This window comes from Dermacoccus sp. PE3 (assembly GCF_001021715.1).
In the GTDB taxonomy this organism is placed as follows: domain Bacteria; phylum Actinomycetota; class Actinomycetes; order Actinomycetales; family Dermatophilaceae; genus Dermacoccus; species Dermacoccus abyssi.
Map to the genome: position 1 here is coordinate 113,984 of NZ_LDCM01000004.1, position 17,827 is coordinate 131,810.

Genomic DNA, 17,827 nt, shown 5'->3' on the forward strand with positions numbered 1-17,827 from the left:
ACGATGAGCGACGAGACGGCAAGCGCTCCCCCGCCTGCACGCAGGAGCGCAGGCACGGGTGACCGCGGCGGGATCGTGCTCGTGACACTCGCCGTCGTCGCTCTGCTCTTGATCGTCCTCCCCCTCGTCGCGCTGCTCACGCAGGTGCGTTGGGGCAGCCTCCTCGACGACCTCACGACTGCCGGTGCCCGCGAGGCTTTGTGGCTTTCGCTACGCACCACCGTGACGTCGGCGCTGCTCGCTTCCTTCTTCGGCACTCCGCTCGCCTGGTGGCTCTCCCGCCTGCGTGGTCGCGCCGCCGCCTGGACGCGGGCCGTCGTCACCGTGCCCCTCGTGTTGCCGCCGGTCGTCGCGGGCGTTGCTTTGCTCGATGCGTGGGGGCGCTCGGGGCTGCTCGGGCGCGCCGTGACGGCTGTGACGGGCGAGCCGGTGCCCTATTCGTGGGTCCGCGTCGTCATGGCGGAAACGTTCGTCGCGATGCCGTTCTTCGTCCTCGCCGCCGAGGGCGCGTTCCGCGGCCTCGACGCGCGCTGGAGCCGCACCGCCGAGGTGCTCGGCGCCTCCCGCTGGTTCACGCTGCGCCACGTCCTCGTGCCGATGACGCTGCCCGGCCTCCTCGCCGGGCTGACGCTCGCGTGGGCGCGCGCGTTCGGCGAGTTCGGGGCCACGATCACGTTTGCGGGCAGTTACCCCGGGCGTACTCAGACGGGGCCGCTCGCCGTCTACCAAGCCCTCGACATCAGCCAGGACGCCGCGACGGCGCTCGCGGCGCTCATGCTCGCCCTCTGCGTTGTCCTGCTCGCCCTGCTGCGGGGTCACTGGGTGGGCGCGGGAGGTGAGCGCCGATGACCGGCCTCTCGCTTGCCGGCACCACCCGTCTCGGCAACTTCGTCCTCCACGCTGCGCTCGACGCCGCACCCGGTGAGGTCATCGGTGTTCTCGGGCCGAACGGCAGCGGCAAGACGACGCTGCTCGAGGTGCTCGCCGGACTCACGCCCCTCGCCGAGGGCGCCCTCCACGTCGGCGGCGAGCGTTGGGACGACGGCGCACGGCACCTTCCGCCACGCGCCCGCCGCGTCGGGATGATGACGGCTCGCGGTGACCTGTTCCCCCACCTCAGCGCCCTCGACAACGTCGCGTTCGGGCTGCGGGCCCGCGGGGCCTCGAAAGAGGCTGCGCGAGCGAGAGCGCGTGAAGAACTCAGCCGCGTCGGCCTTGCCGCTGACCTCGCCGGGCGACGTCCGGACGCACTCTCCTCCGGCCAAGCCCAGCGAGTCGCGCTCGCGCGTGCTCTGGCGCTCGACCCGAGCGTCCTCCTGCTCGACGAACCGCTGTCCGCCATCGACGCACGGGGCCGCGACGACCTACGGGCGCTCCTCGGCGAGCGTCTGCGCGACCAACAGGATGTCGTGACCCTTCTCGTCACGCACGACGCCGTCGAAGCGCTCACCCTCGCCGATCGCCTCGTCTTCCTCGACGGCGGTCACCTCAGCGACGGCGGCACGCCGAGCGAGGTCGTGCGCCGTCCGCGCAGCCCGTTCGCTGCGCGCCTCGTGGGGCTCAACCTGTGGCGTGGGCGCGTCGTCGACGGCGCGACGCTCGTCACCGCTGACGGTGCACGCATCACGGCCGCCGGGGGCGAGCACCCCCCGGCAGGCGATCTTGAGCACCTCGCCGCATTCGCACCGAGCTCCGTGTCTCTGTGGCCGAGCCGTCCCGAGGGTTCCCCGCGCAACACGTGGGCGGTGCGCGTCGCGCAGATCGAGCACACCGGCACCTCGGCGCGCGTGCACCTCACGGGGGACGCGGACCTCGTCGCGGACGTGACGCTCGACGCCGTCGCCGACCTCTCACTCGCACCCGGAGTACCCGTACACGCCACGGTGAAGGCCACCGAGGTGACCCTCTACCACTGAGGTTCGGGCGGGCGTGACGCAGCCCACAAAGCCGCTTCGCCAGTCGATAGGGTTCGAGGCATGAACATCACGCAGAACACCGTCGCCCTCGTCACCGGTGGCGGCTCGGGCCTCGGGGAGGCCACCGCCCGCCGCCTGCACGACGCCGGAGCGGGCGTCGTCATCGTCGACCTGCCCTCGTCGAAGGGCGAAGCACTCGCCGCAGAATTGGGCGAGCGCGCCCGCTTCGTCGCCGCCGACGTACGCGACGAGGCCCAGGTACAGGCCGCCGTCACCGCAGCCACGGAGCTCGGGGAACTCCGCATCACCGTGTCCTGCGCCGGCGTGGCCACGCCGGGCCGCATCCTCGGCCGCAAGGGCGTGCACGCACTCGAGCAGTACAAGACGGTCATCGACATCAACCTCGTCGGCACGTTCAACGTGCTTCGCCTCTCCGCCGAGGCGATGGCGACGAACGAGCCGGTCGACGGCGACCGCGGCGTCGTCGTCATGACGGCCAGCGCGGCCGCCTACGACGGGCAGATCGGCCAGGCCGCCTACGCCTCGAGCAAGGGCGGCGTCGTCGGCCTCACGCTGCCTGCAGCGCGCGACCTCGCCGATCTCGGCGTGCGCGTCATGACGATCGCTCCCGGCACGATGGAGACGCCGATGCTCGCCGGACTCCCAGAGGCTGCACGTGAGGTGCTCGGTCAGGCCGTGCCGCACCCGTCGCGTCTGGGCCGCCCGGACGAGTACGCCTCGCTCGTGGCCCACATCGTCGACAACGGGCTGCTCAACGGCGAGGTCATCCGCCTCGACGGGGCTCTGCGGATGCCGCCGAAGTAGCGACGCCGCCGGCGTCAGCTGTGACTGCTGGCGCAACGACACCAACCCGACTGTCGGCGTCGTCGCGCCAGACCCGCTCCTCGGCGCCCTTGACCACACGGACGATGACGAGGGCGATGAGGAACAGCGCGACGCCGCCGACGATGTCGAGCACGAAGTGGTTGCCCGTGGCCATGACGTTCCAGTAGGTCATGGCGGGGAACAGCCACGCGAGGCGCGCCCACGTCGGACGGGTGTGACGCCACGTCTCCCACAGCGCGTAGGCCACCCAGGTCGACCACGCGCAGTGCAGGCTGGGCATGGCCGCGTACAGGTTGGCCGAGCGTGACGGGTCGCGCGCGAGCGCGCCCCCGAGGATGTTGTAGACGGCGTTGATGTCGACGACGCCGGGCACCGCGAAGCGTGGCGGCGCCATGGGCAGGAGCCAGAAGACGAGCAGGCTGGGCAGCGTCGTCGCGATGAGAAGTCTGCGTAGCCGTCGGAAGCCCTGGGGGTTGAACCACCAGACGAGCGCCAGGGTGATGGGCACGGTGGCGAGCACCATGCCGTAGTAGTAGCCCGCGGCGATGGCGAGCGGCGGCACTGCGGCGAGGCCGGCGTTGAGCCAGAGTTCGACGTCGATGTGGAGCGTCTTCTCCAGATCGAACAGTTCGTGCGCGTGGCGCACGGACTCGATCGGGCCTCCGCGGATGTGCTCCTGCGCGTAGCTGAAGTACTGGAAGAACATCCAGAAGATGAACAGCTCGAGCAGCAGCGCAGGACGCCCACCGACGGGCTTCGCGAGGTTGCGCACCCAGCGTGGCGGTGCGGCGGCGTCCTCGCCGAGCAGTTCGTCGTCCGAGGCCCCGATGCGCTCGCAGGGGGAGGCGGATGCCTCCGACGAGGGGCGCTCGGCACTCACGTGGGCACCTCCTCGTGCCGGAGAACGGATCGCCCGAGTCTATCGGGCAGGGTCACGACGAGCCGCCAGCATCGCGTCAACAGACGCTGCGGGCGGCGCGTGCGCACGGGTATCAGCTGCGGTCGACGAGGGCGTACGACGCGGCGGCGGAGGCCGCCGCAACACCGAGGACGGACGGCCAGGCGCCAACCTTCTTGGCGAGGGGGTGCGAGGCACCGAAACCGCCGAGGTACACGGCGCCGAGGGCGGCGGCCTTGGCGGCACCGGCCTTGGCGACCCAGGTGCGTCCGGCGTAAGCACCGGCGAGGGCGAGGACCACGCCGCCGAGCGGGCGGATCTGCGTCTCGCGGGCGGTGACGTAGCCCCCGAGGAGGCCGAGCGCTGCGAGGGGTGCGGTCTGGACGTCTGCTGCGGGCTTGAGGTTCATGACGACATCGTAGGAAACGAGTCTGAACCGTGCCTTGACGCCCCCAGCTCACCAGAAGGCACGCGTCACCCGGAGGTTCTCGCGGACATCGGCACACTGCGAGCGGAATTCACAGAGCTGGAGATGGGACTCGAACCCACAACCACCTGTTTCCCTGCGGGGCTCCTCGGCTGGGTACTGCTGGGACTCGGAATCCCCGTGTTTCCAACGGTATTCGCGTGGATGCGCGGGCCGTCTCGGGCTGGATCGGCCCTTCTCGGGACCAAATAGGAGGCGTGAGTGGAGGGGCTGGCCGGATTTAGCCGCCGACCCTGTAGCGGAGCAGAGGAGCCTGCCGGAGTGGCCGGGTCAAGGTGGACGGAGTCCATCACGCAGTGACGCGGAGCGCCCTTGATGCGGTCCGGAGGTGGGCGGAGGGTCGGAGGCGTGAAGGTGACGTGCGCTCAGAGCGAGTCGTAGAAGTCCTCGTCCAGCCGGAGCAGGGTGGCGACGTAGTCCGTCTGCACGCCGACCCGGTGTTTGAGCATGAGTTCGGCGAGTTCGATGCCGTTGATGGGGATGATGCGCACCCCCACGCGGTCGGCATAGTCGAGGGCCTCACGGGTGAAGGCGCACGTGGCGATGAAGACGCCTCGGTCGGCCTGCTGGCCCTGGAGTGCTCCGACGAAAGCTTGCATGGCGGGTCGGCCCACGGTGCGGTCTCTTGCGTAGCGCTTCGCTTGGGCGTAGATGCGGTCGAGGCCGAGCGGGTCTTGGCTGATGACGCCGTCGATCCCAGCGTCCGCGCTGTCGCCGGTGGACTCGATGTGACCCGCTGTGCCGTATTGCATCGCGCCAAGGACCTTCAGAACGAGGGATTCGAAGTCCTTCGGCGAGAGCTGCGTGACGCGTTCGAGGATCTCGGAGACGAGGGCGCCGTGGACCGTGGCGACGGTGGCGTCGATGATCTCCTTGGGGGTATCCGCGTCTGCTATCACTTCGTCGGTCGTGGTGACGGCGTCGGTCTCGCCCTGGGCGCGGTTGGGCTTGCGACTGCGACGTCGGAACTCTTGGAACTCGTCGAACTGCGCGAGGTTGGCGTTGGAGATTGGCCCGGCCGTTTGGCTCAGGAGTTGGCGACCACGGGGGTGATCTCGGCGTATCCGCGTCGAGGTCGCGAGACGACTCCGGCCTGCACCATGTAGGTGATGGCCCAGCCGACTCGATTGGTCACCACCAGCTGGCCGCTGCCGATCTTTTGGGCGCGGTCGGCCTCGCTCATGTGCATGACATCGGCAACCTGGTCGGGCATGGTCCGGAACTGGGTCTCGCCATTCGCTGCGAGGATCTCCAGGACGGGACGCATCATGTCCTCGTAGGTGGGGACCGACACGGTTGGCTCCGTCCGACAGGTGGCTGTGAGGCGGCATTCTAGCAACCGTGGCGCTTAGTGAAGGACGAAAGGACAGGGCTCCTCACGCGGCTCCGCCCTCGTCTGTGCCGAGCGGGCTCGGCACGGCGGCGGGCCGAAGGCCCGCCAGCTCGCGCCGGAGGCGCGCTTGAGTCAGTGAAGAAACTCCTCACACTCGCCGGATGGAGTCGGCTAGGCGAGCGCCGCTCACCGTTTGGTCATGCTCGCGCGACCTCCGTCGAAGTCTCGAAACGGGATGGAGCACTAAGGGACACACTCGGAACCTTCGCCGCCGAGAGGGCCGAAAATCCGCGCCATTCCGGGCAGAGCTGGAGATGGGACTCGAACCCACAACCACCTGTTTACAAGACAGGTGCGCTACCAATTGCGCCACTCCAGCACGCCGCCCGTGCCGGGCGACCACGCGATCCTACCGAACCTACACGGGGCCTGCCCGCCAGGCCACGACCAGGCGCGCTCTCCAGTGCAATTCGGTGGTCCCGGTGACGAAACATCGCGGCCAGATCGACAGATCTGCATCAGGAAACGCCGACAGGCCCCGCCGCTCGAAAGCGGCGGGGCCCGTCAGCCCTGGATCAACCGATCAGTGGTTGTTCAGGTAAGCCTGCAGAGCGCGAACCGTGCGGGCGTTGAGGTAGCTGGCGCCGTCGCGCGAGATGCCGACCTTCGTCTGGAGCGCAGCAACGGTGCGCGGGCCGACGATGCCGTCGGCGTACACGCCGACCTTGCGCTGCAGGGCCTTCTTCGTCTGGACGCCGACGACACCGTCGCGGAACGTGCCGACCCAGGCCTGGAGCTCACGGGCCGTGCGCGGGCCGAGAACACCGTCGACGGCGAGCTTGCCGCCCTGCGACGCGGCCGGGGCCGAGTACTTCACGGCCGGACGGGCGGCGGCGCGCGAAACCGGGGCAGCGGCAGCAGCGCCACCGTTGGCGCGGGTCAGACCGGCGCGAACCGAGCAGTGCGGCCATGCGCCCGGGCCCTGCACGCGCAGAACCTTCTGAGCGATCGCGATCTGCTGCTCGCGGGTGGCGAGGTGAGCGGACGAGGCGTACTGACCGCCGCCGAAGCCACGCCACGTCTGCTGCGTGAACTGGAGGCCGCCGTAGAAGCCGTTACCTGTGTTGATGTGCCAGTTGCCCGTCGACTCACAGTGAGCGACGCGGTCCCAGACCGAGGCGGCGGAGGCCGAGGAGGCCTGGGTGAGACCGGCACCGACGGTGGCGGCACCGGCGAGAGCCACGCCGGCGACCTTGCGGCCGGTGGTGCTTTCGGAAGCAGCGACGTGCTTGGGGGTGTAACCCATGGAGAGTGTCCTTTCCTGACGTACGCCTGTGAGGTGAGCTGTCGGGTTCGGGCAGTCAGGTGCCCGGCCGGCGAGGACCGGCTTCACCCCGAGACGCTCACCGTGCGGCGAGCGTCGGAAGTGGGTCCCCCACCCTCGTCTTCAGCCCGCGATCTGCGGGTGAAACGGCGGTGCCAGACGAGGTTTGGCGTGTGCACCGCCCACTGAATAAGTGGTTGTGTTGAGTTCTCATGTCGCCGTGACGACACGAGAAATACATCGTGCACAGCGAAGGGAACGTTACGGGACGAGAGACCTACGTAACAATCAGGTCGCGGTAACTTCGTGACAGATCAGGCCTTTCGGGCCTGAAATGTGATGCAGATCACACAAAATCCGCGTGATGTCAGCGCCGGCGGGCTCGTCGACGGCGTACCAGCGGCTTGTCGAGCGGGGCCGAGAGCACGTCGCCGAGCACCAGTCCGGTGCTGATCGCGAGGGCCACTCCGACGGCGCCGAGCATCGTCGTCACACCCACGCCGGACTGGGCCACCTTGGTGGCGCCGATGACCGACCCGGAGACCGACTCGTACATGCCCCGGAAGATCCGCAGGCCCGGCAGCAGCGGCGAGACCGCCGGCATGACGATGACGAGGGCGGGCGCACCGAGGCGCAGCGCCACGAGCCGCGCGGAGAACCCGACGCTGACGGCAGCGACCGCCGTGGCCGTCGTCGCCCCGATCCCGACATAACGCGTCAGCAGCGCAACCCCGACGACGCCGAGGGCTCCCGCCGCAGCTGTCGGCAGGAGCATCCGCACGCGGGAGCGCATCGTGACGGCGGCACACGCCGCACCGATGGCACCGCACGCCACCTGCAGGAGCAGGACCGTGGGCGGCATGTCGAAGCGCAGGGAGCCGGGCGATTGGAGGCTGAGGTCGAGCGCCCGGTCGAGGTTCAGCGTCAGCGCCAGACCGGCACCGACGCCGACGGTGATTCCCGCGCAGTCGAGGATGACAGTGAGAACACGACCCGACGCCGTGACGGGGTAGCCGGTGACGGCGTCCTCGACCGCGGAGGCCATCTGACGACCGGGCAGGAGCGCGACGATGCCGCCCGAGATGGCATAGGCGAAGTCGGCCGTCGACATCGTGCCGGGCAGGTTGTGGGCGACGAACTCCCCCACGACGCGGCTCTGGTGCGACATGTAGGCGAACCACGCGAGGGCCGTCGAGATGAGACCGCCGGCGGCGGCGCCGTAGAAGGCGGGGACACCGGCGTTGCTCAGGCGTCGGCCCACTCGGTCGACGAGCACGGCGGAGACGAACGCGACGGCGACGGCCATCCAGCCGCCGCCGAGGATCGTTGCGACGGATGCCGCGAGACCACCGAAGGCAACCGAGACGAGCCACCGCGGGTAGAGGCGCGGCATCCTCTGGATGCGCTTCAGTTCCTTCGTCGCCTCGTCGAGATCCAGGCCACCGGACACGAGCGACTCGACGAACTGGTGCACGGCCATGAGCCGAGAGAAGTCGCGCGTCGAGGAGCGCACGACACGCAACATCGTGAGGGGCTGACGGCCGTTCGTCGACGGGCTCTGCAACAACAAGGACTGGTTCGTGATGTCGACCTCGAGGCGGCGCAGGCCCGCGGATGCCGCGACGGCGACGACGCTCGCCTCGACGTCACGCGTGCTCGCGCCACAGCGGAGGAGCAACTCGCCCACACGGGCGGCGATGTCGAGCGCCTTCTGCTGCTCGGTGTCGTCGTCCGGCCCGCCCATGACGTTCGGGTCGCGATAGGGCGTGCGCTTGAGCGCGTCGGCGATGGGCAGCGGCTCGGTGACCGGCTCGCTGCGCAGGAAGCGCATCCGTGGCGGCAACCCCGGGGTCGGCGTGCTGGACGAGTCCCTCGAGGGGTTGGGCCCCGTGCTCGACTGATCCCGTCCGTACTGCGCCATGCCTCGAAGAATAGTTCGTGGGCCTCGACCGACCGTGGGCCCGCGCTGTGGGTGGGCTGTGGAACGGGGCCCGAAGCGTCAACGGATCAGTTGCCGAGGCCGGACGCCGGCAGGTACTCCGCGAGCGGATCGGTGATGCCGCCGGTGAGCGGAACCCAGGAGATGTCGCCGCCTTGCATGAACGAGCCGACGAGCATGAACAGGCCGAGACCGGCGAGCGCGGGCGCCACGATCCTGCCAGCCGACTCCGGGACGAGCGCCCGCACGACCGAACGTGAACCCCGGCGATAGCCGACGGACCCGGCGCCGCGCCACATCGTCCACTGACCCGCCACGGCCCCCGCGACGATGGGCAGTGCCCACCACGCCCGTGCGACGCCGTCACCGCGCACCATGGCCCAGCCGATGGCCACGAGCGAACCGACGCACGCGAAGACGAGTGCGGGGAGCACGAGGGCCGCGAGCGTCGAGACGAGAGCGCGCAGCAGATGCCAGGGCGAACTGGCCACGGCGACGGCGCCGTCGCTCTTTCGTCGCCCGGCCTCGTAGCGGCGAAGGACGGTCTGCGTGATCGTCGAGTCGCTGAAACGCGCCGCGACGTTCCACACGATGAGCAGGACGAGTCCGACGACGGGCACGAGCGCCGTGAGGCCGACCCAGAGCAAGAACATCGCCTGCAGCGTGCCCGAGCGGTGTGGCAGGTTGATCCGCGGATCGTGCTCGCCGGGGCGGCTCTGCGCCTTGACCGCCGAACCCGGGCGGTAGGGGCGCGCACCGTTCTGCGGCGCGCCGCCGTACGGGCCCTGCTGCGGCGGCACGGCCGGCGCCGGTTGCGGCTGCCCGTTCGCGCCACGCGACTGACCGAACTGGCCGTAGGCAGGCGCCGCCTGGGGCGCCCCGCCCGAACGCTGCGTCGGGCCGTCGTACGCCAACTGCTGCGGTCGCGATGCGACGGGGCGCTCGCTCACGGGAGCGACACGGGTAGCGTCGACGACCGGCATGACGGAGGTGGCGGCCGGGCCTGGGGCGGCGGGCGCCGGGGCTGCGGGCTCGCGCACAGGAACCACGGTCGTCGGTTCGCCGCGGGCGTAGCGCTCCATCTGGTCGACGACCTGGCCGGCCGAGGGTCGCTCCCCCGGCACGGGGCTGAGCGCGGCCGCGAGCAGCGGCCGGAGACGCGCGTCGACGCCGGTGAGGTTGGCCTGCCCCCGCGTCACGCGGTCGAGGACGGCCGGCATCGGCCCGCGCCCGAAGGGCGGCTCCCCCTGGGCGGCGAAGGCGAGCGTTGCCGCCCACCCCCACCAGTCCGTGGACGTGGAGACCGGGGCGCCCTCGACGAGCTCCGGCGAGAGGTAGCCGGGGGTACCCATGACGAGGCCGGTCGAGGTGAGGCGCGCGTCGTCGGCGATGTGCGCGATGCCGAAGTCGATGAGCACGGGGCGTCGACCCACCATGAGCACGTTGCTCGGCTTGAGGTCGCGGTGGACGACACCTGCGGCGTGGATGGCGCGAATGGCGTCGGCGAGGCTGCGCCCGAGGTCGGCCATCTCCTCCGCGCCCAGGGGACCGCGCTCGTCGACCACCTTGTCGAGGGGGTCACCGGGTACGTACTCGGTGGCGATGTAGGGACGCTCGCCGTGCGGATCGGCGGTGATGACGGCAGCGACGTTGGGGTGGTGGACGCGCTCGAGCGTGTCGACCTCGCGCGCGAGACGCGTGCGCGCATCGGGGTCGTAGGCGATGTGCGGGCGAAGAACCTTGACGGCGACCTCACGACGACGCGGGTCGGCGGTGTCGATCGCTCGGTACACGACGCCCATGCCGCCCTCACCGATCTTCTCCGCGAGCTCGAAGCGCCCCACCATCCGGTCGTTCCCCTCCGGGCGGCGTGAACTGACGCGGGTGGCCTCGTCGTCACGATCGCGCGGCGGCGCCGCCCGCGTGGCGTCGCCATCCGCTGCTGCTCCCCACGTGGTGCGCTGGGTCGACTCGTCGGCTTCGGCGCGGCGCGGACGGGGCAGACGGTGCCCGCCGCGTCGGGCGTCACCAGCGTTGTCGAGAGGCGTCATGACCCCACCGTAGGGCGCCTCCTTGAACTTCCGCTGTATCGGCGTGCCCGTGTCACGCGGTGGCAACCCGTTCGTCACCGAGGCGCGATAACCTCGAATCACCGGTGATCGAGCGGGAGTTCGTCGCCGGGCGAGCACCAGCGAACACGGGGAGCCAGCAATCCGATGAGCCACACGTACGACTTCGTCGTCGCCGCCAACCGCCTACCCGTCGACCGCGTCACCGGCGAGGACGGAAACGAGGAGTGGCGCCGTTCGCCGGGCGGTCTCGTCACCGCCATGGACGCCGTGATGCGCGGGCGTGAAGGCGCCTGGGTCGGCTGGGCGGGTGACCCAGGCGAGGCTCCGGAGCCCTTCGACGACGCCGGCATGCACCTCCACCCCGTGCCGCTGTCGGAGCAGGAGGTCGCCGAGTACTACGAAGGGCACAGCAACGACACGCTGTGGCCCGTCTACCACGACGTCATCGTCTCGCCGACGTTCAAGCGGAGCTGGCGTTCGGCCTACCGCACGGTGAACAAGCGTTTCGCCCAGGCGTGCGCCGACGTGGCCGCCGAAGGCGCCACCGTGTGGGTGCACGACTACCAGCTCCAGCTCGTGCCGCAGATGCTGCGTGAGCTGCGCCCCGACCTGCGCATCGGGTGGTTCAACCACATCCCCTTCCCCGCCGTCGAACTGTTCGCGCAGCTGCCGGGGCGCGAGGAGATCCTCGAGGGCCTGCTCGGTGCCGACTTCCTCGGGTTCCAGCGCACCGAGGACGCGGGCAACTTCCTGCGCGCCGTGCGTCAGTACCTCGAGCTCGAGGTCACCGGTGGCGTCGTCGACCTTGGTGACCGTGCGGTGCGCGCCACGGCGGTGCCGATCTCCATCGACACCGCGGGCCTGCGCGAGGTGCTCGAGAGCGACGAGGTGCAGGCACGCGCCCGCGAGATCCGCGAACAGCTCGGCAACCCGGACAAGATCCTGCTCGGCGTCGACCGCCTCGACTACACGAAGGGCATCCGTCATCGCCTCAAGGCCTTCGGCGAGCTGCTCGCCGACGGTCAGCTCGACCCGAAGCGTCACAAGCTCATCCAGGTCGCGACGCCTAGCCGTGAGCGGGTCAAGGCGTACATGGATCTGCGCGATCAGGTCGAACTCACCGTCGGGCGCATCAACGGTGACTTCTCGAGCATCGGCGCCACGGCGCTCACCTACATGCACCAGTCGTTCGACCGCGCCGAGATGGCCGCGATGTTCGCCGCTGCCGACGTCATGCTCGTCACGCCGCTGCGCGACGGCATGAACCTCGTCGCGAAGGAGTACGTCACGTGCTGCCCCGCCGACGGCGCACTCGTGCTCTCGGAGTTCACCGGCGCGGCAACCGAACTGAGCGAGGCCTACACGTGCAACCCGCACGATCTGGCCGGCCTCAAGCAGGTCATCATGCGGGCCATCACGGCGACGGAGGAGGACCGCGAGCGCCGTATGGACGCGTTGCGTTCGACCGTGTCCACCGCCACGGTGCAGGAGTGGGCCAAGCACTACCTCGCGGCTCTCGAGGCCGCACCAGCGCGGCCCGAGGACGAGAGCGACAACTCGTGAGCGAGTCGACGCCCCCGATGAAGGATCAGCGGTCTGACGCCGGGCTGCCCGTCGACCTGCGCGCGGCGATCGAGCACTTCGCGCGAGAGCCTCGAGTGCTCGTGGCCTCGGACTTCGACGGCGTGCTCGCCCCCCTCGTCCTCGACCCGATGAGTTCGCGCCCGCAGCCGGGCACCGTCGAAGCATTACGCGCGCTGGCGGAGCTGCCCGAGGTTGACGTGGCCGTCGTCTCGGGGCGCGACCTCGCAACGCTGGGCGAGCTGACGGGGCTCGCGGCGTCTGACGGGATCGTGCTCGTCGGAAGCCACGGTGGGGAGTCGAGCGAGCCGCTCACCGACGGCTCGTCGATGCCGTCCTCCGGCCTGGGCGAGGCCGAGCAAGCGGCACTCGAGGGTGCCACCCACGCGTTGGAGGCCGTCGTCGAGCGGTTTGGCGACGCGCGCGTCGAGCACAAGCCCGCCGGCGTCGTGCTGCACACGCGCGGCATGGACGACGCCGAAGCTGCTCGCGCCACCGCCGCTGCGCTGGCCGTGCCCGAGGACGTGCCCGGCGTGCGGGCCATGCGCGGCAAGTCGGTCGTAGAACTGTCGGTGCTCGACGTGACGAAGGGCAGCGCACTGGCCGCACTGGCCCAGAAGGTGGGCGCGGACGCCGTCGCATACTTCGGTGACGACGTCACGGACGAAACGGTCTTCGAGGCACTCGACGCAGCCGAGGGCCACGTCACGGTCAAGGTGGGTGAGGGCGATACGGCCGCCGCCCACCGCGTCGAGACGTGCGAGGTCATGCCGACGCTGTTGGACACACTGCTTGCAGCCCTCAGAGCCCGCTGAGGCGCCTTGCGTCCGCGTGGCGCACTCCGGTTCGCGTGATGCGATCTGAGCTGACTCGAAGTGCGTCAGGCGCCCCCCCCTGCGTCAGGTGCTCGAGTGAACCCTCACGGCGCCCGTGTGCGGACCTGTCGAGGCGCGCACGACGAGTTCGGGAGCGAACACCACCTCGTCGTGTTCGCTCGCCTGCCCCTTGATCTGCTGCACGAGGATGTCGACGGCGCCCGCTGCCAGTGCGGCGACGTTCTGGCGCACCGTCGTCAGCGGCGGTGCGGTGTGTTCGCACATCATCGAACCGTCGTAGCCGACGACCGACAGGTCACCGGGGACGTCGAGACCCTCGAGGCGTGCCGCTCGGATGGCACCCAGCGCCATGAGGTCCGAACCGCAGATGATCGCGCTGACCCCGCGCGCGACGAGCCGACGAGTCGCCAGTTCACCGCCTTCCAGCGTGAACCACGTGTGCTCGACGAGCACCTCGAAAGTCTGGGCGGCCGCGATCTCACGGAAGGCCTGCGTCTTGCGGATCGAGGGAATGTAGCGAGCCGGCCCGACGGCCAACCCGATGCGGTCGTGGCCGAGGCGACGCAGGTGTTCGACGGCGAGATGGATCGCCGCGCCGTCGTCGGTCGAGAGCGACGGCGCCGGCAGATCCTCGCGGTGTCCGTTGATGAGCACGAGCGGCAGACCGGCCTCGAGCATCTCGCGCTGGCGCGCCACGGACGCCGTGGTGTCGGCGTGGCGCCCGCTCACCTGGACGATGCCCGCGACGCCTCGCTCGAGCAGCATCGAGAGGTACTCGTCCTCCTGCACGCCGCCCGCGCTCGTCGGGCATAGAACCGCCGTGTACCCCTCCGCGGCGAGTCGGGTCGTCACGGCCTGAGCGAGGGCCGGAAAGATCAGGTTGTCGAGCTCGGGCACGACGAGGCCGATCGCCCCAGTGCCCGCACGCTGCAGGTTCGAGGGGCGCGAGTACCCGAGCACGTCGACCGCGGTGAGGACGCTCTGTCGGGTGGCCTCGGCGACGCCCGACTTGTTGTTGAGCACTCGGCTCACGGTCGCCTGCGACACCCCAGCCGCCTCCGCGATCTCCAACAGTCGCAGCGGCGAGCCCCCCTCGCCATGCACGTTCGCCATGTCTCCCCCAGAACTCGACGCGTACGTCGACCGTACAGTTCGCGCCTCCCTCCGAAATGATGTGTCTCGACCTTCGACGGGAGACGCCACTGCCGCCGAGGCCGTGAGGCGCCCGGCGGCAGTGGCGGGTGGCGGGACACTCACTTGACGGAGCCCGAGGTGAGTCCTCCGATGAGCTGCTTCTGGAACGCGAGGTAGAGGCCCATGATGGGCAGCGAGCACAGGAGCGCGCCCGCAGCGAACTGCCCGAACAGGGCGTTGCGCTGCTGACCGAAGGTCATGCCGTACAGACCCACGCCGAGCGTCTGCTTCGACACGTCGGTGAGGAAGATGCTCGCGAGCAGGAACTCACCGAACAGGCCCACGAACGTCACCATGAAGACCGTCACGAGGATCGGTCGCACGAGCGGCAGCGTCAGGGAGAAGAAGACGCGGGCGTGTGAGGCACCGTCCACGTGCGCGGCCTCGTCGAGTTCCTTCGGCACGGTGTCGAAGTAGCCCTTGAGCAGCCACACGTTGGAACCCATCGCACCGCCCATGTAGACGAGGATGAGGCCCCACAGCGTGTTGAGGCCGAACAGCGGCAGCACCTCGCCGATCTTCGTGAAGGTGATGTAGAGGCCGACGAAGGCGAGCAGTGCCGGGAACATCTGCAGCAGCAGGAGGGCCAGCAGCATCGCACGCCGGCCCTTGAACCGCAGGCGCGAGACCGCGAAGGCCGCACAGGCGCCGATGAAGACGCACAGGGTCGACCCGACGAACGCGATGATGAGCGCGTTCTTGTACCACGTGACGAACGGGTGCGACTCGTCGGTGAACAGCGCCGTGAAGTTGTCGAGCGAGAAGCCGCTCGGCAGCAGGCCCGTCGAGCTCAGCGTGCCGGCCGGGTTGAATGCGGCCGACATGAGGAACACGATCGGGAACAGCGCGAAGGCGAGCGCCAGCAGCGCGAGGGCGTGGCGCCACCACACGTCCCGGAAGCTTCCGCGAACCACCGCCTTCTTCGCGCTCGGCATTCGACCCGAGGATCTCGCGCCGGCCGACGAAGGGCTCAAGGTCGACGTCGTCATGGTCGAGGAGCTCGGCGCCGACGCATACGTCTACGGCAAGACGCAGGCAGACGGCGAGGAGTACCAGGTCATGGCTCGCGTCGACGGCCGCCGTCCCCCGAAGAAGGGCGACACGATCTTCTTCGCGCCGAAGACCGACCACATCCACCTCTTCGACGTCGAGACGGGCGAGCGCGTCAACGACTGACCCGCACTGCACGAGGTGAGGGGCGCCGCAGCCTGCGGCGCCCCTCACGCGCGTTCGGAGCTCGGCTGGTGGACACGCGGAGCGCGCGGAACCGGCACACCTATGCCAGATGGGAGAATGACGCGGTGGCACTCGACATCAAGGCCTCACGGCCCTACCCGGCGCTGTTCAGTCTGCCGTGGAGCACCCCGCTCGAGGAGTGGCCCGCCGACCGTCTGGCTGCCCTCCCCCGCGGCATCTCGCGTCACATCGTGCGTTTCGCCCGCGTCGACGGCCGCGTGTTGGCCGTCAAGGAGATCAAGAGCGACATCGCGTTGCGCGAGTACAACATGCTCAAGCAGCTGCGCCGCCTGCATCTGCCGTGTGTGGAAGCCATCGCCGTCGTCACCGGCCGAACCGCCCCCGACGGCTCTCCCCTCGACGCCTGCCTGCTCACCCGTCACCTGCAGTTCTCCATGCCCTACCGGGCGATGATCAGCCAGACGCTGCGCCCCGACGCCGCCACACGGCTCATCGACGCCCTCGCCGTGCTGCTCGTCAAGGTGCACCTCGTCGGTTTCTGGTGGGGCGACGTCTCCTTGTCGAACGCCCTCTTCCGCCGCGACGCCGGTGAGTTCGCCGCGTACCTCGTCGACGCCGAGACCGGCGAACTGCGCGATCAGCTCTCCGACGGTCAGCGTGAGCACGACCTCGACATCGCCCGCGTCAACATCGCCGGCGAACTCATGGATCTCCAAGCCGGCGGCATGCTTCCGGAGGACATGGACCCCATCGAGGTGAGCAACACCATCGTCGAGCGCTATCACGAGCTCTGGCGGGCGATCACCGACACCGAACGCTTCGACGCCAGCGAGGCTTGGCGTGTCGAGGAACGCATCCGGGCTCTCAACGAGCTCGGCTTCGACGTCGGTGAACTCGACATCACCACCGACATCGACGGCACGACGATGCAGATCAAACCGCAGATCGTGGAAGCCGGCTACCACTCACGCCGTCTGCGCCACCTCACGGGCCTCGAGGTCGGCGAGAACCAGGCGCGTCGCCTGCTCAACGACCTCGTGAGCTTCACCGCGAGCAAGAACCGTCAGAACGACGACGAGGAGGCCGTCGCCCGCGACTGGCTGGCCACGATCTACGAGCCCGTCACGCGCTCCGTACCGCCCGAGATGCGCGGCAAACTCGAACCCGCCGAGATCTTCCACGAGGTGCTCGAGCACCGCTGGTACATGTCGGAGCGACAGCGCCACGACGTGACGATCGAACAGGCCGTCGTCGACTACGTGAAGCACATCCTTCCCACGAAGCCGGACGAGAAGAACGTCATCGCGCCCGACATGACACCGATGCAGATGGATCTCAACCCCTGATCCGTGCGTCCTAGTGCGGTACGCCTTCGGCCAAGGCCAGCCCGAACGGGCTAGCGTGTGCGCCAGGACATAACGAACCACAAGGGTGGAGGAACAGTGAGCACCAACGATCCGCACGGTCCGGGCGGCCTCGGAGACCAGTTCAACGCCAATGCGCACGGCCAGAACAACGGCGGTCAGTACGGGCAGCAGCCTTACGGCCAGCAGCCGGGACACGACGCGTACGGTCAGCAGGGCAACCAGCACTACGGGCAGCAGCCATACGGCCAGCAAGGGCACGACGCGTACGGCCAGGGCGGCCAGCAGTACGGCCAGCCCGCGTACGGCGCGCAGCCTGGCTACGGCCAGCAGCAGTTCGGTGCCATGGCCCAGGCCCCGATGCCCTACGCGCACTGGGGCAAGCGCGTCCTCGCGTACCTCCTCGACACCCTGATCATGATGCCGTTCATCATCATCGCCGCCATTGCGATGGGCACGTCGATGAGCGACCTCGAGACCTCCAACGACGTGTACGGCAACACGACCACCACGGGCAGCCCGAGCACGGGCGCCTTGGCTCTCGGGATGCTGTGCTATCTCGTGGTTTTCGCGTTCTCCATCTGGAACCTTGTGTTCCGTCAGGGCACGACGGGCCAGAGCCTCGGCAAGAAGTGGACCGGTATCACGCTCCTCTCGGAGCAGACCGGTCACCCCCTCGGCGCCGGCATGACGTTCGTGCGTGGGCTCGCACACTTCCTCGACTCGCTTCCGTGCAACATCGGCTACCTGTGGCCGCTGTGGGACACCAAGCGTCAGACCTTCGCCGACAAGATCATGAACTCGGTCGTCGTGGAGAAGCCGAACAGCTGATCGCCTCAC

At 69.4% G+C, this 17,827-nt stretch carries 17 protein-coding genes, 1 tRNA gene and 1 riboswitch; of the genes, 8 read left to right on the plus strand and 10 right to left on the minus strand.

Annotation, left to right across the window (positions count from 1 at the left end; translation table 11 throughout):
* Positions 1-3 precede the first annotated feature (3 nt).
* Genes modB through AA983_RS10910 form a run of 3 tightly spaced genes read left to right on the plus strand, consistent with a single transcriptional unit; the run spans position 4 to position 2,741 of the window.
* Entirely contained in the window at positions 4-849 is an 846-nt protein-coding gene (gene modB / locus AA983_RS10900; protein WP_047312310.1) for a molybdate ABC transporter permease subunit, read from the plus strand.
* Positions 846-1,916 (plus strand): ABC transporter ATP-binding protein, encoded by a 1,071-nt coding sequence (locus tag AA983_RS10905; RefSeq protein WP_047312311.1) that lies wholly within the window; start codon positions 846-848, stop codon positions 1,914-1,916. The genes modB and AA983_RS10905 overlap by 4 nt, the downstream gene beginning before the upstream one ends.
* 60 nt (positions 1,917-1,976) lie before the next feature.
* The gene (locus tag AA983_RS10910) at positions 1,977-2,741 is read left to right on the plus strand and encodes an SDR family NAD(P)-dependent oxidoreductase (protein ID WP_047312312.1); all 765 of its coding nucleotides are present in this window, start codon (positions 1,977-1,979) and stop codon (positions 2,739-2,741) included.
* Here the strand turns inward: AA983_RS10910 and AA983_RS14935 are convergent.
* The 8 genes from AA983_RS14935 to AA983_RS10945 all read right to left on the minus strand — a co-directional run bounded on the left by AA983_RS14935 (position 2,701) and on the right by AA983_RS10945 (position 10,794).
* On the minus strand, positions 2,701-3,642 hold the full coding sequence (locus tag AA983_RS14935; protein WP_052947077.1) for a phosphatase PAP2 family protein: 942 nt from the start codon (positions 3,640-3,642) through the stop codon (positions 2,701-2,703). The genes AA983_RS10910 and AA983_RS14935 overlap by 41 nt on opposite strands.
* Before the next feature lie 112 nt (positions 3,643-3,754).
* Positions 3,755-4,069, minus strand: a complete 315-nt coding sequence (locus AA983_RS10920) for a hypothetical protein (RefSeq protein WP_047312313.1) — start codon at positions 4,067-4,069, stop codon at positions 3,755-3,757.
* 443 nt (positions 4,070-4,512) lie between these two features.
* The gene (locus tag AA983_RS10925) at positions 4,513-5,046 is read right to left on the minus strand and encodes a restriction endonuclease (protein ID WP_052947078.1); all 534 of its coding nucleotides are present in this window, start codon (positions 5,044-5,046) and stop codon (positions 4,513-4,515) included.
* 128 nt (positions 5,047-5,174) lie between these two features.
* Positions 5,175-5,441 (minus strand): winged helix-turn-helix domain-containing protein, encoded by a 267-nt coding sequence (locus AA983_RS14940; RefSeq protein ID WP_052947079.1) that lies wholly within the window; start codon positions 5,439-5,441, stop codon positions 5,175-5,177.
* A gap of 345 nt (positions 5,442-5,786) precedes the next feature.
* Positions 5,787-5,859: transfer RNA gene (locus AA983_RS10930), tRNA-Thr, on the minus strand.
* 204 nt (positions 5,860-6,063) lie between these two features.
* On the minus strand, positions 6,064-6,786 hold the full coding sequence (locus tag AA983_RS10935) for a transglycosylase family protein (protein ID WP_047312314.1): 723 nt from the start codon (positions 6,784-6,786) through the stop codon (positions 6,064-6,066).
* 8 nt (positions 6,787-6,794) lie between these two features.
* Positions 6,795-6,966: riboswitch (cyclic di-AMP (ydaO/yuaA leader) on the minus strand.
* A 205-nt stretch (positions 6,967-7,171) separates the two neighbouring features.
* Positions 7,172-8,725, minus strand: coding sequence for a threonine/serine exporter ThrE family protein (locus AA983_RS10940; protein WP_047312315.1), 1,554 nt, complete (start codon positions 8,723-8,725; stop codon positions 7,172-7,174).
* 86 nt (positions 8,726-8,811) lie between these two features.
* Positions 8,812-10,794: a serine/threonine-protein kinase gene (locus AA983_RS10945; protein WP_156170362.1), complete on the minus strand. Its 1,983-nt coding sequence runs from the start codon at positions 10,792-10,794 to the stop codon at positions 8,812-8,814.
* Between the two features lie 165 nt (positions 10,795-10,959).
* Between AA983_RS10945 and AA983_RS10950 the strand changes: the two genes are divergently transcribed.
* Positions 10,960-12,378, plus strand: coding sequence for a trehalose-6-phosphate synthase (locus AA983_RS10950; protein ID WP_047312316.1), 1,419 nt, complete (start codon positions 10,960-10,962; stop codon positions 12,376-12,378).
* Positions 12,375-13,211 carry a trehalose-phosphatase gene (gene otsB, locus AA983_RS10955; protein WP_156170364.1) on the plus strand — a complete coding sequence of 279 codons (837 nt, stop codon included), beginning with the start codon at positions 12,375-12,377 and terminating at the stop codon, positions 13,209-13,211. Before AA983_RS10950 ends, otsB begins: the two co-directional genes overlap by 4 nt.
* A gap of 84 nt (positions 13,212-13,295) precedes the next feature.
* Here otsB and AA983_RS10960 read toward each other — a convergent pair whose 3' ends face one another.
* Both AA983_RS10960 and AA983_RS10965 read right to left on the minus strand, forming a co-directional pair.
* Positions 13,296-14,345, minus strand: coding sequence for a LacI family DNA-binding transcriptional regulator (locus AA983_RS10960; protein WP_047312317.1), 1,050 nt, complete (start codon positions 14,343-14,345; stop codon positions 13,296-13,298).
* Positions 14,346-14,485: 140 nt separating this feature from the next.
* A complete protein-coding gene (locus tag AA983_RS10965) occupies positions 14,486-15,250 on the minus strand; it encodes a sugar ABC transporter permease (protein WP_369798798.1) in 765 nt (254 codons plus the stop codon).
* Here AA983_RS10965 and AA983_RS10970 point away from each other — a divergent pair.
* From AA983_RS10970 to AA983_RS10980, 3 genes are all read left to right on the plus strand, one after another.
* Entirely contained in the window at positions 15,249-15,602 is a 354-nt protein-coding gene (locus AA983_RS10970; protein WP_231579590.1) for a TOBE domain-containing protein, read from the plus strand. The genes AA983_RS10965 and AA983_RS10970 overlap by 2 nt on opposite strands.
* A gap of 125 nt (positions 15,603-15,727) precedes the next feature.
* Positions 15,728-16,969, plus strand: a complete 1,242-nt coding sequence (locus AA983_RS10975) for a DUF4032 domain-containing protein (protein ID WP_047312320.1) — start codon at positions 15,728-15,730, stop codon at positions 16,967-16,969.
* A 96-nt stretch (positions 16,970-17,065) separates the two neighbouring features.
* Positions 17,066-17,818 (plus strand): RDD family protein, encoded by a 753-nt coding sequence (locus tag AA983_RS10980; protein WP_047312321.1) that lies wholly within the window; start codon positions 17,066-17,068, stop codon positions 17,816-17,818.
* Positions 17,819-17,827 lie beyond the last annotated feature (9 nt).